Below are 22,451 nucleotides of genomic sequence, written 5' to 3'. Positions count from 1 at the left end.
TTTCTCCCGGGTGGGCATCAAGGACCAACCCCTTCAGGCCCGCCTCGTGCGGGCCTTTTTTCGAGCTCGTCGGCCGTACCGGCTGCGGGGCAAGCGGGAACGCAGAAGCTTGGCATGATCGGAGGCGGCGTGGTCCTCACGCATGCCTCGATACGTTCCAGCTTTCTCATGCTCCCGCAGCTCTTGTCCTCCCCGTCCTCCGCCCGCGTCAACGGGCGCGCCATCGCCATGATGATCGGCGCCATGAGCTGCTTCGTGCTCAACGACGCGCTGGTCAAGCACGTCAGCGAATCCATGCCCTCGGCGCAGCTGATCTTCGTGCGCGGGTTGATGGCCTCGGCGCTGGTGCTGCTGGTCGCCCAGCGCCTGGGCGCGCTGCGTCACGCGAGTGCGGTGCTGAATCCCCGGGTGGCGCTTCGCGGCGCGGTCGATGCCTGCGCGACCATGATGTACCTGCTGTCGCTCTTCCGCTTGCCGATCGGCAACGCCACGGCCATCAACCTCGCTGCGCCGCTCTTCATGACCGTATTCGCGGTGTTCTTCCTCGGCGAGCGCGCCGGCCTGGCGCGGTGGTCCGCCGTGGTGCTGGGCTTCGTGGGCGTGCTCTGCGTGGTGCAGCCCAGCGGGGAAGGCTTCAACGCATGGGCGCTGCTGTGCCTGGCGGGCACGCTGTTCCACGCCATGCGCGACCTGATGACGCGGCGTATCGATCCGGCCATCCCGTCGGTCATCATCACCCTTGCCACTGCCTTGGCCGTCACCCTGCTGTCCGGTTGCCTGACCCTGCTGAGCGGCTGGCAGGCATTCGCACTGCGGGACCTGGCCTTGCTCGGCGTTGCGGCGGCCTTCCTGGCATCCGGCTATTTCCTGCTGGTGCAATGCATGCGCACCGGCGAGGTGTCGCTCACCGCGCCTTTCCGCTACACGGCGGTTCTCTTCGCCATGCTGCTGGGCTACGCGATATGGAACGAGGTCCCCAACGGATGGGCCTGGCTGGGGATCGCGCTGCTCGTCGGATCGGGCCTCTACATGCTGCACAGCGAGCGGGGCCGGACCCGTGCGGCGGCGCTGGACGCGCAGCCGGAATGAGAAATGGCCCCCCAGCTTCATCACTTCGTTTGGTCGCTGCCCCCCGTGGGGGCGTTTTTCATCTTGGGGCGGCCCCGCGATGAGAAAAGGTCGCGGCCCGTCGCGTCACCGCTTGGACATGTGCGGGCAGACGGCCGGTGAATCAGGCGGCGGATCACCCATGAAGGTGCGAGCCGACCATAGCTCCGGGAACGGGATCTCGTCCATCGTGGGCGCCAGCCATGCGATGCCTTCGATGCCGAAGTACGCAGGCCTGGCGCCAAAGGTCCGGCGCGTTGCCATCAGGTGGCGATACTTCCAGTGCGTAAAGCCCTCTGCGATGTCGGCCAGTGTTTCGCCAAGCTGCTGTAGTTCGATGTTGGTGTTCGGGTCTGCATAGATGTTGCGCCAGACTTGCTCGACCTCTTTGCTGGGGCTGTAGCGGGCGCTCAGGTCACGCTCCAGCCAGGCACGCGGCACATCCATGCCCCTGCGTGCGAAGCAGGCCAGCACGTCGTCGTAGAGACTCGGTTCGGCCAGCGCCTTGGTGAGCTGAGCCAGGCGCTGAGGCTGCGGAGCGAAGTGCTGCAAATGCTCCGCCTGCTTGATGCCCAGCAGATAGGCCATGTGCCGATAGGTCCATCCCTGCAGCGCCGTGTCCTTGCCGTGCGTCGCGGCCGCGCGCGAGAGGATGGCCAGCAGGTCATTGGGCGTCATCCACGCAATGGAACGCCAGATCGCGTCCAGGGGTTCCTGATGGGCGACGACCCGCAGCAAGGTTCGGTGGGCCTGGGCCAGGTTGTCGGCGCGGAGATAGGTCTGCGCCGTCTGGATCTCCTTGATGATGAGCATCCAGTAGAGTTCGGACACCTGCACGTGAACGATCCACGCATGCTCGCCCGGATGATCGCTGACCGTGCGCTGCAACGAATGGAGCGCGTCCGTCTGAATCCAGGCGCTGTAGGGTGTTTGACCGGCCGCCGTGCTCTCGTTCTGAAGGGTACTGCTCACTTTGTGCTCCTGTTCGTGTGGATGTTCTTCATGCGGCAGCCTCGGCCGCGCATTCCGCGATCGCGTGCATGTACATCGAGTGCGGCATCGAGACCACCGAGGCCTGGATCGCTTCCTTGCACAGGGAAGGCCGACGGGCGAGCGTCTCGAGGTAGCGCTCGACATGGGGAAGCTCGGCCCATAACGAGGACAGTCCGAGATAGTTCAGGCGAACAAGGTTGACGCCCCAGAGCACATCGGCGAGCGAGAAGGCGTTGCCGTTCAGGCAGGAGAACGACCCCGCAGCCAGATTGCGCTCGAGATCCTGCAAGAGATCGCTCACGTGAAGGCGGGCGGCGCGTTGGAATGCCGGGTCATGGCAGACCTTCTTGCCGCCGCTCTCCTTCACGATCTTCGCCCGGCAGGCGGCAACCAGCTCGGGGTCGTCGGCGTTGGCCGCCACCAAGCGCTCCAATGCCATGATCTTGTAGTCGTAGACCGTTTCCATCGATGCCTTGAGCGGGGCCGGGCGCGGGTCGGCGTCCGGATGGAAGCCATAGAGCAGCGCTCCATTCGGGATCCTGTCGACGATGCCGACCTGGCGCATTACCTCTGCGCGTGCCTCGGGATCTTCCGGCACGAGCTGGATGGGATCGCGTGATACTGCGTCCAGATGACGGCAGATCCGCTGCGAATCCGCGATCACCCGACCTGCCTCGAAGTCGACGAGCAGCGGCACCACGCAGGGGTCGAAGCCTTCCGTCTCGACCGAGGTCCTCCCGCTGTATCCGTTCACGTACGCCCGGCCCAGTTCGCGCGCAGCGACCAGCCGAAGACGGATATACGCGGCGCTGTAGTGTTCGGCGGGTATCAAGCCGTCATGCCCCATCGCGCTGAGGATGAGCATGTCGTTGGAGCGGTAGGGCAGCCCCTTCTCGAACAGCACCGTGCGCACCTTCTGGGAGCACAGCGAACTCGCCGCGTGGAACAGCTCGAAGCGCGGATGCGCTTCGTCGCCGACGATGGTGATGCGGCTTGGGTCAAGGATGGCCGCGCGAGCGGCGGCGGTCATTTTCATTAGCTGGTCACTAGGCGTCATCACACTTCCTTCAAGCTGCGGGACAGGTACGTCCACGATCGATGAAAAGGCGTTGGGGGCAAGCTGATGCGAGATGCGGATGCAGCAGCTGCTCCATCCGCCGCGCGATTCCCAGCAGCGCGGCGTCGTCGCCGGGGCGGCCCACGACCTGCAGGCCGACCGGCAGTGCGCCAACGCTCCGGCGCAACGGGATCGAAATCGCCGGGCAGCCCGCGAGGTTGAATGGAGCCGTATAGGTCATCAAGGCTTCCCGCACGCTACCGGTCCAGCGGCCGATAGTCAGTCTCGTGTCGCCGATGAGCGGTGCGGTGCATGGCGTGGCGGGCAGCACGATGAAGCGGTGCCTGGCCATGAGGCGCTCGAGTCCTGCGGCGAACTTTCGACGGGCTTGCTGTGCCAGCGCGTAATCTTCCACTCGCGTCGCCTTGGCATGAGAGAGCCGTTCGACCGTTTCCGCGCCGTAGTGCGCGGCTATCCAATCCGGGTCTCTTCTCGCGAAGTGGACGAGTCCGCCTTCGGCCAGCACGATGCGCGCAAAGGCGTGGAAGCTGTCGCTGAAGAGATCCTCCGTGTTCAACTCCTCGAGGTGGAGGGCGGACGCCAGCGCATCCGCCGCAACGGCGAATGCGCATGCGATGTCCGTGGCCGGAGGCAGCGAAGCGATGCCGCAAATTGCGCCGACACGTGCATCATCGACTTCATCCGCTGCGTCGCCGCTGCCGACAATGTCCAGCGCCTCGGCAAGAACGCTGACATCGCCGACGCTCGCTCCGAGCAGACCCGGATGATCGAGGCTGGCCGCCAAGGGAAAGATGCCCTGCGTCGGCAGCGCACCGTAGCTCGGCTTGAACCCGGTGACGCCGCAGAGCGCGGCGGGAATCCGCACCGATCCCCCGGTGTCCGTGCCCAGCCCCGCGGCCATGACGCCGTCGGCAATGGCCACGGCCGCGCCGCCGCTCGAGCCGCCCGGAATGCGGCGCGCGTCGAGCGGGTGGAGGGTATCGCCGAAAGCGGCGCTCGCCGTAGTCACGCCCCAGGCGAATTCGTGCGTGGTCGTCTTGCCGATCACGATCGCGCCCTGTTCCACGAGCGTGCGCACGACGGCGGCATCGGCGGAAGGGATGTTGCCGATGAAGGCAGGCGATCCGTAGCGCGTCTCGATCCCTTGGGTGTCGATCAGGTCCTTGACGCCGATGGGCAAGCCTTCGAGCGGACGCTGCGTCCCTTCGGCGTAGCGGCGATCGCTTGCGGCCGCGGCCGCCGTGGCCTGCTCGTGCGGGATGATGGCAAAGGCATTCAGCCTGCGCTGCGTGTCGTCGGCGCGCTGCAGCGTGTCCCGCACGAGTTCGCTCGCGCTCATCCGGCCAGCGGTGAGATCGTCCAGCGATTGCCGCAGCGATGGTGCGGCGCGTGGCGCGTGCAGGCTCACCACAGGCTTTCCAGCAGTGCATCGAGGCGCGCGGGCGCCTCGTCGCCGAGATCCGCAACCTCTTGGGGATAGTTGGCCTTGAGCAGTGCGGCCACTTCCGGCAGCTTTGCACGGTCGAGGTCGAAGTCGGACACGCGGCTCGGGAGGCCGAGCGCCGCGACGACGGCAGCGATGCGCCCGGCCAGCCGCGCTGCCGCTCCCGGCCCGCCTGGAGACAGCGCTTCGAGCTTGTCGCCGTAGAAGGCTGCGCATGCCTGGATGACGGGCGCGAGCGTGATGCACGAAGTCGCGCTGTGCGGCAGGCCGAAGCTGCCGCCCAGGATGTGGCCGATGCGGTGGCTCAATCCGTAGATCACCGACGCCGGAGAGAAGTAGCACTGCCAGGCGCCGAGCTGGAGTTGCAGCAGGTCATCGTCGGTCACGAGCCCTGCCTCGATAGCCTGGCGCGTCTCGAGCCTGGCGGGCCACTTCTCGAGCACCCGGAGAAAGCGGTCCACGCCGCTGGCGGCCATGATCGCGTGCGGATGGCTCGGCATGACCTTGCGCATGCCCTCGACCGCGTGGTCGATGCCCTTGATGGCGGACGACAGCAGCAGCGCCCGCGGTGTGCCGCGCACCAGCAGCGGATCGATGAGCACCACCTTCGGCGTGGTCTCGCGCACCGCGTAGCTGCGCTTGAACTTCTGCGGCCTGTCGGTTTCGGTGATGCCGAAATAGTGGGAGAACTCCGAGCCCGAGAGCGTCGTCGGCAGCGCGACGATCGGCAAGTGCCTGCCGGTCCGGCCGTGGTGCAGGTGAGAGACCGCCTTCGCGGCGTCGAGCACTGAGCCGCCGCCGAGTCCCACGATGGCGCGCGCATTCGAGCGCAGGCAAGCCTCCAGCGCTGCGTGCACCGCCACGTCGGGAACGTGTGCAGGGAGGTCGACGAAGCAGCCGGCAGTGCCCCTCAGGTGCGGTTCGACGTGCTGGCGAGCCAGTGCTTCGAGTGGTTCGACGGTGAAGAGGATCGGCCGCTCGATGCCGTAGTCACCGATGCGCGGGAGCGCGGCGGCCAGCGTGTTCTCGCCCCAGAACACCGCGTCTTGCGGCAGGCAGTTCAGATGGTTCATGTCGGCAGTCCTGATCCGGTGGAGTCGGTGACCGCGACGATAAGGCCGATGCGATCCCGCTGGAGCCACCCAGGCAAGGACTCTGCGTCCAAGCTTCTGGACGATCGCCGCGGACGGGCTTCAGTGGCCTGCGAAGCTGGTGACCTTCGGGATCTCGGCCGCCAGGAAGTCCACCAGCGATCGCACTGCGGGCAGCAGTCCGGTGCGATAGGGGATGAGTGCCGCAATGCGCGTATCGGCCGCGATCCAGCCGGGCAGGATCTGGCGAAGCGATCCCGCCTCAAGCTCACTGCGGCAGATATAGCCCGGCAATGCCGCGATGCCGACACCGGCGCAGGCGGCCTCCTTGAGGGACACCATGCTGTTGCTCTGGAAGCGCGGGGCCATGGCAACGACGAACTCCTTGCCGCCGGGGCCCTTCAGCTGCCACTGCACCGGGCCGTTTCGCACGATGGAGATGCTCGCGTGGTGCAGAAGGTCTTCCGGGCTCAGCGGTTCCTTCATCGTTGCAAGATAGGCCGGGCTGGCGAACAGGTACCACGGCACGCTCGCTATGGCGCGCTGCACGAGCGTCGAGTTCTGCAGCGGCGTCGTATGGCCGCGAATGGCGAGGTCGAAGCCCTCGCCCACGATGTCGACCAGCCTGTCGGTCGCGATCTCGACGATCTGGACCTTGGGGTGGCGGTTGAGGAAGACCGGCAGCAGGTCCCGCAATGCGAACTGCGCGATCTCGACTGCGGTCGTGATGCGGATGACTCCGCTGGGTTCGCCGAGACGCTGCCGAATGGCCTCCTCGGCGATCTCGGAACTGCGCAGCATCGCGACGGCGTACTGGTAGAACTCCTTGCCGATGTCGGTCGTGCCGAACTGGCGCGAAGTCCGGTTGAGCAGCCGCACGCCCAGCGATGCCTCGAGTTCCTGCACGCGATGGCTCAGTGTCGACTTGGGCAGGCGCAGCGCCTGGCCGGCCGAGGTAAAGCCGCCGCGGTCGACGACCTGCACGAAGTAGTAGACGTCCTTGAGGTCGAGCATCGGTGTGCCGTGTCGGGGGGATCGCGGCGAGCATAACGCCGCGGCGCCGCGAATCACCCATCGTCCAGGAATCCGCAACCTTGCGTTCAAGCCGCGCCGGCTTCTCAAGCGCGTTCGCGGTTCATACGATTTGCTCGCCCGGTCGACGCAGCCGCTCACGACCGCCACCACCCACGGATGGAGACACTTCAATGAACTCGCTCATCGACGAACTCATTTGCGAGCGCCGCACCAAGCGCGGCTTCCTCGACCGCCCCGTACCCCTCGAGACAGTGAGGGACATCCTGTCCGTCGCGAAGTACGCCCCCAGTTCGAGCAATACGCAGCCGTGGCGCTGCTACGTGGTCACGGGCGAGGCCCGCAATCGCGTGACCACGGCGGCCGTCGAGGCGTTCCGCGCCGGGCCCGAGAAGCTCGCCCCCGAGTACCCCTTCTTCCCGCAGCCGCTGCACGATCCCTACTCGTCGCGCTTCAACACCTTCCGCGGCCAACTCGGCGACGCGCAGGGCGTGCACCGCAGCGACAAGGTGGGCCGCATGCGGGACGTGGAGCGCCAGTTCCTCTTCTTCGACGCGCCGGTCGGGATCATCTTCACGATGGACCGGCGCCTGGAGTGGGCCAGCTTCATCTGCTACGGCTGCTTCCTGCAGAACATCATGCTCGCAGCCAAGGGGCGGGATTTGGACACCTGTCCGCAGCAGATCTGGTCGCTGCAGTACCCCGTGCTTCGCGCCGAGCTCGGAATTCCCGAGGACGAGATGGTCATCGCGGGAATGTCGCTCGGCTATGCAGACAACAGCATGCCGGAGAACCGCATGGCCCTGCACAAGTTGGAGGTCGAGGAGTTCGCGACCTTCATCGCCGCCTGAATGGCGCTCAGCACTTCACCCCATCCCAATCACTCAACAAGGAACCCGGATGTCGATCATCAAAGGCTTTCATCACCTGACCGCCTGCGTCAGCGGTGCTCAGGAGGACGTGGACTTCTACGTCAAGCTGCTCGGCCAGAGCCTGGTCAAGAAGACCGTGCTGCTGGACGGGGAAGACCCGATCTACCACCTCTACTACGGCAATCCGAAGGGCGATGCCGGTACGCTCGTCACTTCTTTTCCCTTCAGGCAGAAAGGCGTGAAGGGGCGGCGCGGCTCCGGCCAGATCCGGGTCATCAATTACTCCGTGCCCAAGGGTTCGCTGGACTTCTGGCGGGAGCGCTTTGCGGCCCGTGGGGTCGCCTTCGACAAGGACGTGGTCGAGCGGTTCGGCGAGCAGCGCCAGCGCTTCCATCATCCCTGCGGCATCGAGTTCGACCTGGTCGCTTCCGACCGCGACCGACGCGTGCCGTGCCGGGCCGATGACATTCCCGAAGCCTTCGCCATCCGTGGCGTGCACAGCATCACGCTGTCGCTGCGCGAGGTCGCCGAGTCGATCACCTTCATGCAGGAGGCCATCGACTTCCGCTATGCGGGCGAGGCAGGCCCGTACCACCGCTTCGAGACCCATGATGGCGCGCCCGGCGCCATCGTCGAATTCCTTCACGAGCCGGATCGGCTGCAGGGGTCGTCGATCTACGGCGAAGGCACCATCCACCATGTCGCCTTTGCGGTCGACAGCGAGGAGCAGCAGATGCGAATCAAGGACAAGCTGATGGGCATGGGCTACATCGATACCTCCGAGTCGGTCAACCGCAACTACTTTCGTTCCATGTATTTCAAGATGCCGGGGGGCGTGATCTTCGAGGCGGCCACCACCGACATCGGGTTTGCCATCGACGAGGAGCCGGGTCATCTCGGCGAGGAGTTCCAGTTGCCCCCATGGCTGCGGGATCGCAAGCAGGAACTGCTCGGCCGGCTGGAGCCCATCTCGGTATGAACGCGATCTTCAAACCCAAGGTCCTGGTCGCCTTCTACTCGCGCAACAGTTCGACGGAGCTGCTGGCCAAGGCCATCGCCGAAGGCGCAGCGGGAGAGGGTGCCGAGGTGAGGATGCGCCGGGCGCGAGAAGTGGTCAGTCCGGCAGTCATGCAGCAGTTGCCTGGCTGGACCGAGCGCGCGGAGCAGATGAACGCGCGGTACGAAGCTCCGACCGAAGCAGACGCCGAATGGGCCGATGCGATCGTGCTGGGCACGCCGACCCGATTCGGCTCCATCTCGTCGGAGCTCAAGGCCTACATCGACGGGCTCGGGCGTCTGTGGTTCCAGGGCAAGCTCAACGGCAAGGTGGGCTCGGTGTTCGGCGCGACCTCTTCGCTGCATGGCGGCAACGAGTCGACCCTGTTGTCGATGTACACGCCGATGGCGCACCTGGGCCTGATCATTGTTCCGCTCGGCTATGCCGATGCCGCGATGTTCAAGGCCGGTACGCCCTATGGTGCAACGCATGTCTCGAAGCTCGACACCGTCGAGCCCGATGCCGAGCACCTCGATGTGGCGCGCTTCCAGGGGCGGCGCGTCGCCACGGTCGCCAGGGCGTTGCGGGGCGGGTCGAACGTCGGCTCTGCCACCTGAGAAGCGGCTCATTCGCCGCTCAGCAGCGGAACCCAGCCGCGCTGCTCGCTCACGCGGCCCGTCCACGCCTGGATGGCCGGGTACCGGGCCATGTCGTAGCCGCCTTGCCCAGCCAGCGACACATAGCAGGAGACCGCCAGGTCGGCGAGCGTGTACCGCTCGCCGACCAGCCAGGCGTGCTCGTCCACCCATTGCTCGAGTTTCCCGAGGGCGGCGTTGCCGTCCCTCTGGAAGCGGGCGATGTCTTCCGCCTTGTCGGCAGCCAGCCCCCTCAGGTGAAAGACGCGCGGTATCGCGATCGGCTTCTGAAGATCCGCCTGCTCGAAGAACAGCCAGCTCAGCACTTCCGCGCGCAGGAAGGAATCCTCGGGGATGAATCGGGTGCCCTCCGCCAGGTAGAGCAGGATGGCTCCCGATTCGACCAGGGTCCGGCCGTCCTCGAGCTCGAGCGCCGGAACGCGCGCGAAGCGGCTCTTCTGCTGGAATGCCGCGTCCGCGGCTTCCCCTTTGGCGAGATCGAGGGTCACCCGCTCGAAAGGAATTTCGAGCTGGTTCAGCAGGATGCGGACTTTCCAGCAGTTGCCGGAAAAACGGCTGTCATAGAGGCGCAGCATGTGTGGACTCGCAGGAGGCAGGGTACGGGGGGAAGAGGCCGGATACGGATGATCCCGTTCCGGCCCGATGCTGGCAAGCCTCTGCGTTCTGCCGTGCGGCCGTCAGCAGAACGCGCCTCATCGCCGCCTCGCAGGCGGGCTCATGACTGCCGCAGGCATCAAGCCCGCGACGACCTGCCGGAGCCACGCGTTGCCGGCGTCCCGGTGAAAGCGCGCGTGCCAGTGCTGCTTGACCGTGTAGCGCGGCAGCTCGCAGGGAACGGACAGCTGGCGGATGGGCTCCCTCGCCAGCATCACGCGCGCATAGTGGCGCGGAACGGTGGCGAGCATTTCCGTCTCTCCCACGATTTGCGCCACGGCAAGAAAGCTCGGCACCCGCAAGGCGATGCTGCGCCGGATGCCGGCCGAGACGAGTGCTTTTTCCACCATCGCGGTATGGCCGGTGCCCGAGGTGCTCACTTCGACGTGGCGCTCGGTGCCATAGGCCTGCCTGCCCAGCCGCTTGCCGATGCGCGGATGGGAGACGCTCGCGATGCACAGGAAGTCCTGTTCGAAGAGCGACTGCTGGTAGAAGCCGGCGTCGAGTTGCGGCATGTAGCCCACGGCGAGGTCGACCGCGCCATCTTCAAGGCGCCTGGGTGTGTCGGCAGAGATCTTCTCGGCCTCGATGTCGATGCCGGGCGCGTGGGATTGCAGGTGGTTCAGCAGCCGGGGCAGCAGGGAAATCTCGCCCAGGTCCGTCATGCACACCCGGAACGAGCGCCGGGCAGTGGCCGGGTCGAAGGCAGGTGCGCCGGTCCTTGCGTTCTCGAGGCTCTCGCGCACCAGGCGCAGCACAGGGTGCAGCGCGTCGGCCCGGGGTGTCGGCCGCATGCCGCGCGATGTGCGGGTGAAGAGCGGATCGCCGTAATAGCTGCGCAGGCGGCCGAGCGCCGTGCTGGCCGCGCCCTGGCTGATGCCCAGGTTCTCAGCGGCGCGCGAAACGTTCAGGGCCTTGTAGATCTCGTCGAAGACCGAGATCCATTCCAGATCGAGCGACGCCATCGGGTGACTCCTCTGATATCGAAAATTTCGATGGACAGTATCCACGCACACGGTTGATCGGGATAGCACGCCGCTCAAGAATGCACGCATCCCACCCACCGAGGAGTCGATGTGATTTCAGGAGTCATGCGCACAGTCCTTGGCGCCCGCGGTATGGCCGCATTGCTTCTTGCGGCCGGGGCGTGCCTGCACGCGCCGGCCCAGGCGCAGGCGCAGCCGGCCTTCCCGTCCAAGCCGGTGACCATCATCACGACGTTTTCCGCCGGCAGCGGGCCGGACGCGATGATGCGTGCCGTCGGCGAGAAGCTCGCCGCCCAGTGGAAGACGCCCGTGGTCATCGACAACCGGCCGGGCGGCGCAGGCTTCATCGCCATCAATGCCGCGCGTGCCGCAGCGTCGGACGGCCATACGCTGCTGATGCACGAAGGCGATGCGATCAGTGCCTTGCCGCATCTCTTCAAGAGCCGCAGGTTCCGCGTGTTCGATGCGTTCGAGCCGGTCGGCGTGCTCTACGACACGCCCTTCTTCGTGGTGGTCTCGTCGAGCTCGCCGTGGAAGAACGTCGGGGACCTGCTGGCCGCGGCCAAGGCGAAGCCGGGCGCACTGACCTACGGCACCTGGGGCGTCGGGAGCACGGCGCACCTGCAATCCGCATTGTTCGAGAGCAAGGCGGGCGTGCGGATGCTGCACGTGCCCTACAAGGAGATGGGCCAGCTCTACACCGGGGTGAGCACGGGCGAGACCGACTGGGCGCTGGGCGCCATGGCGTCGACCCAGTTCGCCTACCAGGCCGGGCGGGTGAAGTACCTGGCGGTCACGCGCGCACGACGCCTGCCGGACATGCCGGACGTTCCCACGCTGGCCGAGGCCGGAGGGCCTGCGAACTACGAGGCCAGCGGCTTCGTCGCCCTGCTGGCGCCCAAGGGCACCCCGGAGTCGATCTGCGACAGGATCAACAAGGATCTGCTCGCCGCCGTCGGCAGCCCCGAGCTGCAGGCCCGCTTCAAGACCTTCAACTTCGAAGCCGCGCTCTGGTCACCGGCGCAGACACGTCGCGCGATCGAGGCGCGCACTGCAACCTATGAACAGGTCATCACGAGCAACGACATCAGGCTGGACTGAGGCGGGCTGCGCATGACCGGAACCACCAATCCCAGCGCACGAGTGGCCGCGGCCGGCTCGCTGCCCGGCGACGTGTGGCGGTGGGGAGCAGCGGACATCGCTGCCCGGATCCGCAAGGGCGACATCTCCAGCGTGGAAGTGACGCAGGCCTTTCACGACCGCATCGATGCCGTGAATCCCGGGCTCAACGCCATCGTCCACGCGGACCGCGAACGCGCCTTCCAGATGGCGCGCGATGCCGATGCGCTGCGGGCCCGCGCACCGCAAGAGATGGGTTGCCTTCATGGCGTGCCCGTCACGATCAAGCTCAACGTCGACGTGGCGGGCGAGGCGACGACCAACGGCGTGCCCGCTTTCGCCGACCGCATCGCGCCCGCGGACAGCGCCGTGGTGGCCAACCTGCGGCGCGCCGGCGCGGTGATCCTCGGCCGCACGAACGTGCCGCCTTTCTCCTTCCGGTGGTTCACCGAGAACCCGCTGCATGGGAGGACCTTGAATCCCTGGCGCGCGGACATCACTTCCGGCGGCTCGAGCGGTGGTGCAGCGGTCGCCGCGGCCTCGGGCATGTGCGCCTTGTCGCATGGCACCGACATTGCGGGCTCCATCCGCTACCCCGCCTACGTCAACGGCGTGGTGGGCCTGCGCCCGACACCCGGCCGGATCCCGGCCTTCCACCCCACGGTGGCGACGCGCTTTCTCGGGCTGCAGCTGTTCTCGGCGCAGGGGGTGCTCGCGCGCCGCGTGCAGGATGTCGAGCTGGGCCTGCGCGCCATGGCGTCCGAGGGCGCGGACGATCCGACCTGGATCGCCGCGCCGCTGGACTTCCCCGACGACACCGCGCCCGTGCGCGTGGCCTGTGTCGATGAAATTCCCGGCACTCGGCTGGCGCCCGAAGTCAAGGCGGCGATGTCGCAGGCTGCGCGCTCCCTCGAGGCGGCAGGCTATCGCGTCGAGCGCGTGACGCCGCCCGGCATCGACGAAGCCCTGGAGATCTGGCTGGCCGTGGTGATGAACGAGGTGCGCATGGGCATGCTGTCCGCCGTCAAGGCGATGCAGGACGCGAGCATCCTGAGCCCGGTTCGCTCGATGGTGGCCTGCGCCCCGGCCCCGGAACTCCACATCTACGCCACGGCTCTGGCGCGGCGCGACGTGCTGCGCCGCAAATGGAACGAGTTCCTCGAGCGCTGTCCGCTGCTTCTCATGCCGACTTCCTGCCGGGCGCCCATGCCATGGGGTGAGGACTTGCAGGGGCCCGAGAAGATGCGTGAGCTCCTTGCGGACCAGTCTCCGCTGATCGCGGTCGCGGCGCTCAGCCTGCCGGGACTGCATGTTCCGACCGGCTTGCAGGCGGGCCTGCCGACCGGCGTGCAACTGGTGGCTGGAAGCTTTCGCGAACGGCGGCTGCTCGAAGCGGCCCGGATCATCGAATGCGACAGCGGGCCCTTGCCCGAATGTGCGTCGACTCGGGCCTGAACGTCGCAACCGCCCTGATCGATACGCGGCAGGGGTTCGAGCCGAGGCCCCCCGCGCGGCACCGAGGACGATCCCTCGTCAGGCTGCCATTTCCTCGAGCGTCTTCCCCGCGTCCAGCGCCTCTTTCAACCAGCGAGGCTTCGGGCCCATGCCGGACCACGTATGCCCGGCATCGTCCTTGTAGGCAGTCTTCGCCTTGCGCTTCTTTGCCGCCTTGCGCTTGCCGCCGCCCATTTCAGGGGATGGGGTCTGCGTCGCGAATTCCTCGAGTGTCCTGCCGGCCTCGAGCGCATTGCGCAGCCAGCCGGGCCGCTTGCCCATGCCCGACCAGGTATTGCCCTGGCCATCGCTGTATTTCGCCGCGCGGACAGAGGCTGCCTTTTTCGCCTTTCTCTTCACGCCGTCTGCAGCAGCGCCAAAGCCCAGTTGCGCGGCGCTGAGCCCATAGTGCTTGATGGCAACCTTGATACGGGCGATGACTTCATCAATTTCTCGCGCGCGAAGCTTTTCAGCCTGGCGCTGGAGAGCCTCGATCTGCTTCTGAATCTGCTCGTAACTCTGAGTCATTCGATTTGAATTCCAGGATGTGAAGAAGACTCGACTTTAATCTTATTGGCGAGCCCCGCAAAACGGGATGTCCCGGAACGGCAATTCTTCGAGCGAATGCACTCGCAATGCACTCGATTCATGTTGAAGCAATGGAGCAGGCTGCAGCCATTCAGCTCGGCATTCGCAGAACGATCTTTCCCACATGCGCGCCGGATTCCATGCGCGCCTTGGCCTGCGGCAGTCGTGCGAAGTCCATCACCTGGTCGATCTGCGGCTGAATACGTCCGGCCGCGAAGTGCGGCAGGGCCTCGGCAATGAAACGCGGAATGGCGGCCGCTCGCTGTTCCCTCGTGCGCAACTTGTTGGAGACGCCGAAGAAAGTGAGGCGCCTGGCATGCAAGGCCTCGAGGTCGATCTCGGCGCGAAGCACGCCGTCGACATAGCCGACCGTGGCCAGCCGGCCCTCGAAGGCCATCGCGCGCACGTTCTCGGCAAACACCGAGCCGCCGACGGTGTTGACGATCAGGTCGGCGCCGTGCCGGCCGGTCGCTTCCATGACGGCGGGCGCGAAGTCCGGCTGACGCGTGCACAGGGCGAGGTCGAGGCCGAGCCGCGCGAGCGCGGCCAGCTTCTCGCGCGAGCCCGAGGTGCCGATGACACGCGCCCCGAGCGCCTTGCCCAGCTGGAGCGATGCCACGCCGACACCGGAGGACACGCCATTGACGAGCAGCCATTCGCCCGGCTCCAGGCGGCCTTGCAGCACCAGCATGTCGAAGGCCACCAGGAAGGCCAGCGGAATGCTGGCGGCCTGCTCCCACGTGAGCACATGCGGCATTGCCATTGCCTCCGCCGCCTCCATCAGCGCGTATTCCGAAAACGCGCCCGCGCAGCGGCCCATCACGCGGTCGCCCGGGCGGAAGCCGCTCGCCTCGGCGCCGACGGAGGCGACCTCGCCGGCCCCTTCGCTGCCGATCGCCTTCCAGCTCCCGGGCTGGCCGTGAAGGCCATGCCCCAGCAGGAATTCCCCGCGGTTCAGCGCCGCTGCATGCATGCGCACCAGCAGCTGCCGCGGGCCGGGCACGGGCACGGGGCTGTCGCGCAGCGCGAGCGTCGTGCCAGTCTCGGTCATCTGCATCCAGTAGGACTGCACGGTCGCTCCTTGTCAGGGGATTCGATCAGCGACTGCTGAATGCCATTCGGTCAGTCGGTCATTCGGTCATTTGGTGTCAGCGCTTGCCGCCCTTCATTGCCGCAGGCTGCGCAGCACGGCCTGAGTAAAGGCCGCCGTGTTGCCGGTCCCACGGATGTCGCCCGTGCGAGCCTGCGGGTCGGCCAGTGCCGCCGCAGTCGCCCGCGACATGGAGGCGCCCATGCGCACTGCCCCTTCGTTGCCGCGGCTGTGGCCCAGCCATTCGAAGAGCATGCGCGTGGACTCGATCATGGCGTAGGGGTTGGCGATGCCCCGGCCGGCGATGTCGGGGGCCGAGCCGTGCGTGGCCTGCGCCATCGCCACGTCGCCGTCGCCGATGCACAGGCCCGGCGCCATGCCGAGACCGCCCACCAGCCCCGCGGCCTCGTCGGAGAGGATGTCGCCGAACATGTTCGTGGTCACCACCACGTCGAAGTTCTGCGGATCTCGAACAAGCCGCATCGCGAAGGTGTCGACGATCACGTCGTCGACGCGCACGTCGGGATAGTCGGCGGCGAGCTTGCGGCACTCTTCCACGAACATGCCGCAACCCAGCTTGAACACCGTGTCCTTGTGGACGTAGGTGAGGTGCTTGCGCCGCTGGCGTGCCAGCTCGAAGGCGGCGCGCGCGACTCGCCGGCTGCCCGTGCGCGTGATCACCCGCACCGAGAGCGTCACCTCGTCGGTCGGCCGGAACTCGCCCGAGCCGGCGACCATGTTCCGGTCCGGCTGGAAGCCTTCGTTGTTCTCGCGCACGATCACCAGGTCCACCCCGTCGTGCAGGCAACCGATGTCGGGATAGGAGCGCGTCGGCCGGACATTGGCGAAGAGGTTGAACTGCTTGCGCAGGATCGGGTGCGGATTGATCGCATGGGGCCCCTTGGGATAGGCGCGGTGCCCGATGGGGCCGAGGATCCAGCCGTCGAGCGCCTGGAGGCCTTCCATGGTTTCGGGCGGCAGCGTATGGCCGTGGGTCTGGAGGGCGCGCGCGCCGATGGGCAGGGGGCGCCAGTCGATCTGCACGCCATGCAGCTCGGCCGCGGCGCGGGCGATGTCCACCGAGGCGGGCACGATCTCGTGGCCGATGTCGTCGCCGTTCAGGATTCCGATGCGAAGGGGTGCGATGGCCGTCACGTGGGGTCCGGGGGAAGTGGGATTCATCACGCGCGGCACAAGGCGGTCAGGGCGCGCACGTCGGGCAGCGAGGCCAGCGTGCGGCAGGCCTTCGTGATCTCGTCCGCTCGGGCCCGGCCCAGTACCGGCACCACGAGCGAGCCGAACTTGGCCTCCAGCTGCGCGTCGGACAAGGGGTTCTGCATCGAGCCGATGGCATGGTCCACCCGGACCTCCACGCGGCGGCCGTCGAGCAGCACGGCGGTGACGTGCGCTGCCGCCTCGTCGATGCCGTCGTCGACCGTGGCCTGCACCTTGTTGCGCAGGGCCACGACCTGCGGGTCGTTGACGACCGCGTCCGAGAACTCCTCTTCGCCCGCGCGGCCGTGGCTCAGGCCCACCGCGCAGCCGTGGTAGACGCTGAACTTGCCCTGCAGGCCGTCCTTCGGCTCCTTCTTGCCCGTGAGCTCCAGCACCAGCGAGTGCACGCGCAGCTCGATGCGGTCCACCTGGTCCGGCGTGACGCCCTGCGCCCGCAGGCGCACGCAGGCGTCGATGCTCGGATGGATCACGATGCCGCAGGCAAAGGGCTTGTAGGTGTTGAAGGAGATCTCGAAGCGCTCGCCGAGCTCGTCCGTCGCCTCGTGCCAGGCGCGCTTGTCTGACGCCACCTGGACGAAGCCGCGGGGCGCTTCCAGCGCGCGGCTGCTGGCGGTGAAGCCCCGGCTCGCCAGCAGCGCGGACATGAGGCCCGAGCGCGCCGCGGCGCCGGGATGGAAGGGCTTGGTCATCGTTCCGAACTGCTCGCGCAGGCCGACGGGCTGCGAGGCGGCGATGCCGAGCGCCATGGCGGTCTGCGCCTCGTCCAGCCGCAGCACGCGCGCGCAGCCGGCCGCCGCGCCGAGCATGCCGGTGGAGCCCGTGATATGCCAGCCGCGGTCGTAGTGGTCCGGGTACATGACGTTGCCGATGCGGCAGGCCACGTCGATGCCCAGCACCAGCGCGTCGATCACGTGGCGCCCCGAAGCGCCGTTGTGCTCGGCCAGCGCGAGCACGGCCGAAGCCACAGGGCCGGCGGGATGGATGATCGTCTTCAGGTGGGTGTCGTCGAAGTCGAAGGTGTGGGAGGTGATGCCGTTGACCAGCGCGGCGCTCGCCATGTCGAGCTTCTCCGCGCGTCCCGGCACCGTGGCCTGGGGCGCCGGCTGCAGCAGCGCAACGGCGGCCATCGCCGCGTCGGCGGCCTCGTGCCGGGCCGCGCCGATCGCGCAGCCGAGCCAGTTGTAGAAGGTGCGGTGGGCCTCGTGCTCCACCGCATCGCTCCATCCGCGCGACGGATGGCCGGCAACGAAGCCGGCAAGGATGGCGGTGACCGGGGGCGCCGACAGGTCGGCGGGGACGTTCGTATTGCGAGCCACTGGGTGCTTCTCTGGTGGTTGAGGATGGATGAGGCCGCGCCGAGGGTCACTCGTCGAGGCGGATGTTGCGTGCCTTGGCCAGCGCGGTCCAGCGCGCGATCTCGGCGCCGATGTACTGGCCGAACTGCTCGGGCGTCATCGGCCACGGCTCGACGGCTTCGGCCGAGAGCTTCTCGGCGAGGTCGGGCGCCTTCAGCACCGCGACCTGCGTCTCGTTGAGGCGCCGCACGACGTCCGCAGGCAGGCCGGCGGGCCCGACCGAGCCGTACCACTGCATCGCGTCGAAGCCCTTGAAGCCGACCTCTTCCATGGTGGGCACGTCTTTCAGCTGCGGGCTGCGCCGCTTGCCGGTGACGGCCAGCGCGCGCATGCGGCCCGAGCGCAGGTGCGGCAAGGCCGCCGCCAGGCCGGGGAACATGGCCTGGGTCTGGCCGCCGAGCAGGTCGTTGATGGCCGGCGCGATCCCGCGGTACGGGATGTGCAGCATGAAGGCGCCCGTCTCCTGCTTGAGGAGTTCCATCGTCAGGTGCGTGAGCGAGCCCGCGCCGGCCGAGCCGTAGCTCACCTTGCCGGGGCTGCGCTTGACGTAGTCGACGAACTCCTGGACGTTCTTCGCAGGCACTTCGGCGTTGACCGCCAGCACGTTGGGCGTGGCGCCGATCATGCCGATCGGCGTGAAGTCCTTGATCGCGTCGTAGCTGACGCGCCGTGTCGCGGGCGTGGTGCCGTGCGTCGCGACATAGCCCTGCATCAGCGTGTACCCGTCCGGCGCGGCGCGTGCCGTGGTCTGGCAGGCGACCACGCCACCGCCGCCGCTCTGGTTGTCCACCACGAAGCTCTGTCCCAGCAGGCGGCCCCAGCGCTCGGCGACGACGCGGGCGATCATGTCGTTGCCGCCGCCGGCGGCGACCGGGACGATGTAGCGGATGGGCTTGGCGGGATAGCCCTGCGCGAACGCCAGGTACGGCGCCGCGAGGGCTGCCGACCCGGCCTGCAGGAGGTGGCGGCGTTGCATGGTGATGTCTCGTTCGTTGTGTGCCGCATCTTCCGCGTTGGCCACTCTGCAGTAAATTGCATTCTTCTGGGGTTTTATTGCATCAGTTGCATGAATGGGGTTGCCATGATCAAGCCGTCGCTCGCGGACCTGCGTGCCTTCGTCACCGTGGGAGAACTGCAAAGCTTCGCGGCGGCGGCGCGCGCGCTGCACCTGTCGCAGCCGGCGCTGTCGCGCCGCATCTCCCACCTGGAAGACATGCTCGGCGTGCGCCTGTTCGACCGGACGACGCGCAGCGTCGAGCTGACGCTGCTGGGTCGACGCTTCCTGGCCCAGGTCGGCGGCCTGGTGGACGGCCTCGATCGCTCCGTGCTCAGCCTGCGCGATGCCGCGGAGCTGGCGGCGGGCGACGTGACGGTCGGCTGCGTGCTCTCCACGGTGCACCACTTCCTGCCGCCGGTGATCCATGCCTTTCGCGAGCGGCACCCGCGGGTGCTGGTGCGCATCATCGAGGAGGGCGCCGACGAGGTGCTCGAGAGCGTGAAGCAGGGCGAAGCCGACTTCGCGCTGAACTACATCGGCATGCAGGACCCGGACGTCGAGTTCACCCCGTTGCTGAAGGAGCCCTACGTGCTGGCCTGCCCGGCCGGGCACCCGCTCGCGAAGCGCCGCTCGGTGGGCTGGGAAGAGCTCGCCGCCTATCCGCTGGCGCGCGTTTCGCACGCGAGCCGCAACCGCCTCTTCATCGACCAGGGGCTTGCCGAGCTGCCGCCGCTGCCACGTCCGATCTGCGAGGTGCGCCATGTCTCGACGCTGATCGGATTCGTGGAGAGCGGCCTCGGCATCGCGGTGGTGCCGCAGCTGACGCTGCCCCGCAGCCGGGCCTGCGTGGTCGGCGTGCGGCTGGAGAAACCGGCGATCAGCCGCACCCTGGGCATCGTTCGCCGCAGCGGCCGCAGCCTGTCTCCCGCGGCGGCGGCCTTTGCGCAGGTGCTGGCGCACGCGAGCCGTGCCAAGGTGAAGCCGGTCCGCGGCAAGTCATGAATCGCCCGCGGGCGGCGTGGACCGATGGGCCTGGCGAGTCAGCCCGCCGTCACAGGCTGTCGATCATGCGCTGCAAGGCCACCATGCCGGGATCGTCGAGTCCGACGGTCTTGTCCGCGAACATGCGCGCGCGCCCGATGCGGTTCGGCCTCTCTCGAAAGGCGTCCAGTGCGGCGCGCGATGCGGCGCCGGCCACGCGGCGTGCATCGGCATCGTCCGGAGACGACGCGAGCGCCGTGGCGACTGCATGCAGGCTGTCGAGCACGGTCTTGTCGCCCAGGCTTGCGCCGCCGCGGGCGGAGAGCCCGGAAACGACTTCCACCAACATGGCGGCGAGATCCGCGCGGCTGAGCGAATCGACGCCCGCGCAGTGCTTGGCGCAGGTCATGAGGGCCACGGTCAGCAGTGTGCCGAAGCTCGAGCCGGAGGCCTTCGCGCTCGCCTGCGCGCAGCGCCTGAAGATGCCCTCGAGGCTGTCGGGCAGTTCCGGCAGCGCCGCTTCCACCTGGGAGGCGCACTTGTCGAGCGTGGCTCCGAGGTCCGCGTCGCCGAGGCGGCCGTCGAGCGCATTGAGTTCGGGCGCGGCCGCATGCACGCCGGCGCACCAGCGGGGCAGGGCGGACGCGAGTCGCGCCGCGTCGAGCATCAACTCACCCTCCAGAAAGGACATTCGGCCGGGGCGGTCCAAAGCGCCTCCAGTTCGGCGTCGAGTTTCATCACGCTGAGCGAAGCGCCCGCCATTTCCATCGAGGTGGCATAGCGGCCCACCAGCGGCCGGACGATCGTGACGCCGCGTTCGGCGAGCACGGCCGCGACGCGGCGGTACACGATGTAGAGCTCTTCGGCTGGCGTCGCGCCCAGGCTGTTCACCAGCACCGCGACGCGATCGCCGGTCGCGAGATCGAGCTCGGGCAGCAGGTGCGAGAGCATCTCGTCCGCGAGCGCATCCGCCCGCTTGAGCGGGCCGCGCCAGATCCCGGGCTCGCCATGGATGCCCATGCCGAATTCGATCTCCTGTTCGCCGATGGCGAAGGAAGCGCGGCCCGATTCGGGCACGACGCAGGGCGTGAGCGCCAAGCCGATGGAGCGGCATGCCTCGTTGGCCTTGCGCGCCAGCGCGGCGACCTGCTCGAGCGTTGCGCGCGTGGCGGCCTTGGCGCCGGTCACCTTGTAGACGAGCACCAGCCCGGCCACGCCGCGGCGCTTGTCGCGCTGCGCGCCGGGCGCGCTCGCCACGTCGTCCGTGACGCGCACCGAAGCCACCTCGATCCCCTCGAGCGCCAGCATCTCGGCCGCCATGTCGAAGTTCATGCGGTCGCCGCCGTAGTTCCCGTAGAGCTGCAGCACGCCGGCGCCGCCGTCCGCCGCGCGCATCGCCTCGATGCAGTCGTCCATGCGCGGCCCGGCGAACACATTGCCGACGGCGCAGCTGTCCAGCAGGCCCTCGCCGACATAGCCAAGGAAGACCGGCAGGTGGCCTGAGCCGCCTCCCGTCACGACCCCGACCTTGCCGCCGGTAGCGCCCCCGCTGCGCACGACCACGCGTCCGCCCTCGCCGCGGCGCTGCAGCTCGGGGTGGGCGAGGCACAGGCCGTCGAGCATCTCGTCGACATAGGCGTCGGGGTCGTTGAGGATCTTCTTCATGGGTTCAGTCCGCCTTGAGCCGGCCGTCCTTGGTGGCCTGGGTGGCCAGCGCGTATTCGGCATCGAGGATGCGAGCAAATTCCTGCGGGGTGCTCGAGAAGGCGACGCTGCCGAGTTCGCGGGCGCTGTTGACTGTCTGCGGGTCCTTGACGGCCTGGGCGAGTGCGGCGGCGAGCTTGTCCTGCAAATCCTTCGGCGTTCCACTGGGCGCCAGCACGCCGACGTAAGTGGTGCCATCCAGTTCGCCGAAACCCTGCTCGGCCACTGTCTGGACGCCGGGCAGCGAGGGGTCTTGCGCCGGCCCGAGGACGGTCAATGCCTGCAGCGTGCCAGCCTTCACATGCTGGAGCGAGCTCGTCACCTGATCGAAGTGCACGTCGACCTGTCCGCCGATCAGGTCGACCAGCGCCGGGGCGGAACCCTTGTAGCTGACGACGGTGAACTTGGTCTTGAGCAGGCTCTCCAGCTGCAGCAGCGCAAGATGGTTCGGCGTTCCCGGCCCGGAGTGGGCCGCGATCAGCTTGCCCTCGCCCGAGCGCGCATAGGCGGCGAGCTCCTTGAAGTTCTTGAAGCGGCTCTCGTTCTTGCGCGCCAGCAGCACCATCGAGCTCTTGTTCACCAGTCCGATCGGCGCGAAGCTCGATCGGCTGTAGCTGGTCTTGACCATCTCCGGGACGGTGACGATCACGCCGGCCCCGCACAGCAGCAGCGTGTACCCGTCGGCCGCGGCGCGAGCCACCTGCATCGCACCGATGGAGCCGCCCGCGCCGGCGCGGTTGTCCACGATCACCGACTGGCCCAGCACCTTGCCCAGCGCGACGGCCACCGTGCGCGCGACGATGTCGGTGTTGCCGCCCGGTGCGAACGGCACGACGAGCGTGACCGGCTTGCTGGGGTAGGCCTGCGCCCAGGCGCTCGTGCCCAGGAGGCTGCCCGCGGCAGCGGCCGCGCCGAGGTTCAGCAGTTTGCGACGTTGGATGTTCATGATTGCCTGTCTCCGATACCTGTGTCGAGGG

22 protein-coding genes are annotated in these 22,451 nt (G+C 67.7%); 7 read left to right on the top strand and 15 right to left on the bottom strand.

Going from position 1 to position 22,451, the window contains the following annotated elements; genetic code table 11:
* Positions 1–114: 114 nt before the first annotated feature.
* Positions 115–1,089: a DMT family transporter gene (locus ACMGEZ_RS25205; RefSeq protein ID WP_436825021.1), complete on the top strand. Its 975-nt coding sequence runs from the start codon at positions 115–117 to the stop codon at positions 1,087–1,089.
* Positions 1,090–1,194: 105 nt separating this feature from the next.
* Here the strand turns inward: ACMGEZ_RS25205 and ACMGEZ_RS25200 are convergent, their stop codons facing one another.
* The 5 genes from ACMGEZ_RS25200 to ACMGEZ_RS25180 all read right to left on the bottom strand — a co-directional run bounded on the left by ACMGEZ_RS25200 (position 1,195) and on the right by ACMGEZ_RS25180 (position 6,727).
* Positions 1,195–2,079, bottom strand: coding sequence for a tryptophan 2,3-dioxygenase (locus ACMGEZ_RS25200; RefSeq protein WP_436825020.1), 885 nt, complete (start codon positions 2,077–2,079; stop codon positions 1,195–1,197).
* 28 nt (positions 2,080–2,107) lie between these two features.
* On the bottom strand, positions 2,108–3,136 hold the full coding sequence (locus tag ACMGEZ_RS25195) for a glutathione S-transferase family protein (protein ID WP_436825019.1): 1,029 nt from the start codon (positions 3,134–3,136) through the stop codon (positions 2,108–2,110).
* Positions 3,137–3,167: 31 nt separating this feature from the next.
* On the bottom strand, positions 3,168–4,586 hold the full coding sequence (locus ACMGEZ_RS25190) for an amidase (RefSeq protein WP_436825018.1): 1,419 nt from the start codon (positions 4,584–4,586) through the stop codon (positions 3,168–3,170).
* Positions 4,583–5,695: an iron-containing alcohol dehydrogenase gene (locus tag ACMGEZ_RS25185; protein ID WP_436825017.1), complete on the bottom strand. Its 1,113-nt coding sequence runs from the start codon at positions 5,693–5,695 to the stop codon at positions 4,583–4,585. Before ACMGEZ_RS25185 ends, ACMGEZ_RS25190 begins: the two co-directional genes overlap by 4 nt.
* 120 nt (positions 5,696–5,815) lie before the next feature.
* On the bottom strand, positions 5,816–6,727 hold the full coding sequence (locus tag ACMGEZ_RS25180; RefSeq protein WP_436825016.1) for a LysR substrate-binding domain-containing protein: 912 nt from the start codon (positions 6,725–6,727) through the stop codon (positions 5,816–5,818).
* A 191-nt stretch (positions 6,728–6,918) separates the two neighbouring features.
* On the opposite strand from ACMGEZ_RS25180, the gene ACMGEZ_RS25175 reads away from it, so the two are divergent.
* Genes ACMGEZ_RS25175 through wrbA form a run of 3 tightly spaced genes read left to right on the top strand, consistent with a single transcriptional unit; the run spans position 6,919 to position 9,231 of the window.
* Positions 6,919–7,596 carry a nitroreductase gene (locus ACMGEZ_RS25175; RefSeq protein WP_436825015.1) on the top strand — a complete coding sequence of 226 codons (678 nt, stop codon included), beginning with the start codon at positions 6,919–6,921 and terminating at the stop codon, positions 7,594–7,596.
* 49 nt (positions 7,597–7,645) lie between these two features.
* Positions 7,646–8,596, top strand: a complete 951-nt coding sequence (locus ACMGEZ_RS25170) for a ring-cleaving dioxygenase (protein ID WP_436825014.1) — start codon at positions 7,646–7,648, stop codon at positions 8,594–8,596.
* A 5-nt stretch (positions 8,597–8,601) separates the two neighbouring features.
* A complete protein-coding gene (wrbA, locus tag ACMGEZ_RS25165; RefSeq protein WP_436825073.1) occupies positions 8,602–9,231 on the top strand; it encodes an NAD(P)H:quinone oxidoreductase in 630 nt (209 codons plus the stop codon).
* An 8-nt stretch (positions 9,232–9,239) separates the two neighbouring features.
* Here the strand turns inward: wrbA and ACMGEZ_RS25160 are convergent, their stop codons facing one another.
* Positions 9,240–9,845, bottom strand: coding sequence for a glutathione S-transferase family protein (locus tag ACMGEZ_RS25160; protein ID WP_436825013.1), 606 nt, complete (start codon positions 9,843–9,845; stop codon positions 9,240–9,242).
* Positions 9,846–9,962: 117 nt separating this feature from the next.
* Positions 9,963–10,889, bottom strand: coding sequence for a LysR family transcriptional regulator (locus ACMGEZ_RS25155; protein WP_436825012.1), 927 nt, complete (start codon positions 10,887–10,889; stop codon positions 9,963–9,965).
* Between the two features lie 126 nt (positions 10,890–11,015).
* On the opposite strand from ACMGEZ_RS25155, the gene ACMGEZ_RS25150 reads away from it, so the two are divergent.
* A complete protein-coding gene (locus tag ACMGEZ_RS25150; protein WP_436825011.1) occupies positions 11,016–12,011 on the top strand; it encodes a Bug family tripartite tricarboxylate transporter substrate binding protein in 996 nt (331 codons plus the stop codon).
* Between the two features lie 12 nt (positions 12,012–12,023).
* On the top strand, positions 12,024–13,484 hold the full coding sequence (locus ACMGEZ_RS25145) for an amidase (RefSeq protein ID WP_436825010.1): 1,461 nt from the start codon (positions 12,024–12,026) through the stop codon (positions 13,482–13,484).
* A gap of 78 nt (positions 13,485–13,562) precedes the next feature.
* Here the strand turns inward: ACMGEZ_RS25145 and ACMGEZ_RS25140 are convergent, their stop codons facing one another.
* From ACMGEZ_RS25140 to ACMGEZ_RS25120, 5 genes are all read right to left on the bottom strand, one after another.
* Positions 13,563–14,051, bottom strand: coding sequence for an H-NS family nucleoid-associated regulatory protein (locus ACMGEZ_RS25140; RefSeq protein ID WP_436825009.1), 489 nt, complete (start codon positions 14,049–14,051; stop codon positions 13,563–13,565).
* Positions 14,052–14,202: 151 nt separating this feature from the next.
* On the bottom strand, positions 14,203–15,183 hold the full coding sequence (locus ACMGEZ_RS25135; RefSeq protein WP_436825008.1) for a quinone oxidoreductase family protein: 981 nt from the start codon (positions 15,181–15,183) through the stop codon (positions 14,203–14,205).
* A gap of 93 nt (positions 15,184–15,276) precedes the next feature.
* On the bottom strand, positions 15,277–16,356 hold the full coding sequence (locus tag ACMGEZ_RS25130; RefSeq protein WP_436825007.1) for an isocitrate/isopropylmalate dehydrogenase family protein: 1,080 nt from the start codon (positions 16,354–16,356) through the stop codon (positions 15,277–15,279).
* A gap of 26 nt (positions 16,357–16,382) precedes the next feature.
* On the bottom strand, positions 16,383–17,753 hold the full coding sequence (locus tag ACMGEZ_RS25125) for an MmgE/PrpD family protein (protein ID WP_436825006.1): 1,371 nt from the start codon (positions 17,751–17,753) through the stop codon (positions 16,383–16,385).
* A 46-nt stretch (positions 17,754–17,799) separates the two neighbouring features.
* A complete protein-coding gene (locus ACMGEZ_RS25120; protein WP_436825005.1) occupies positions 17,800–18,768 on the bottom strand; it encodes a Bug family tripartite tricarboxylate transporter substrate binding protein in 969 nt (322 codons plus the stop codon).
* 105 nt (positions 18,769–18,873) lie between these two features.
* Between ACMGEZ_RS25120 and ACMGEZ_RS25115 the strand changes: the two genes are divergently transcribed.
* Positions 18,874–19,791 (top strand): LysR family transcriptional regulator, encoded by a 918-nt coding sequence (locus tag ACMGEZ_RS25115; RefSeq protein WP_436825004.1) that lies wholly within the window; start codon positions 18,874–18,876, stop codon positions 19,789–19,791.
* 49 nt (positions 19,792–19,840) lie between these two features.
* Here the strand turns inward: ACMGEZ_RS25115 and ACMGEZ_RS25110 are convergent, their stop codons facing one another.
* From ACMGEZ_RS25110 to ACMGEZ_RS25100, 3 genes are read right to left on the bottom strand one after another with little or no spacing between them, the layout of a single operon-like run.
* The gene (locus tag ACMGEZ_RS25110) at positions 19,841–20,437 is read right to left on the bottom strand and encodes a dihydroxyacetone kinase subunit L (protein ID WP_436825003.1); all 597 of its coding nucleotides are present in this window, start codon (positions 20,435–20,437) and stop codon (positions 19,841–19,843) included.
* Positions 20,437–21,435: a dihydroxyacetone kinase subunit DhaK gene (locus tag ACMGEZ_RS25105; RefSeq protein ID WP_436825002.1), complete on the bottom strand. Its 999-nt coding sequence runs from the start codon at positions 21,433–21,435 to the stop codon at positions 20,437–20,439. The genes ACMGEZ_RS25110 and ACMGEZ_RS25105 overlap by 1 nt, the downstream gene beginning before the upstream one ends.
* Positions 21,436–21,439: 4 nt before the next feature.
* Positions 21,440–22,420, bottom strand: a complete 981-nt coding sequence (locus tag ACMGEZ_RS25100) for a Bug family tripartite tricarboxylate transporter substrate binding protein (protein WP_436825001.1) — start codon at positions 22,418–22,420, stop codon at positions 21,440–21,442.
* Positions 22,421–22,451: the final 31 nt, after the last annotated feature.

Source organism: Variovorax stachyos (assembly GCF_051400855.1).
Classification (GTDB): Bacteria; Pseudomonadota; Gammaproteobacteria; order Burkholderiales; family Burkholderiaceae_C; genus Variovorax.
The sequence above is the reverse complement of the archived record's forward strand: the minus strand, read 5'-3'. Positions and strand labels throughout refer to the sequence as shown.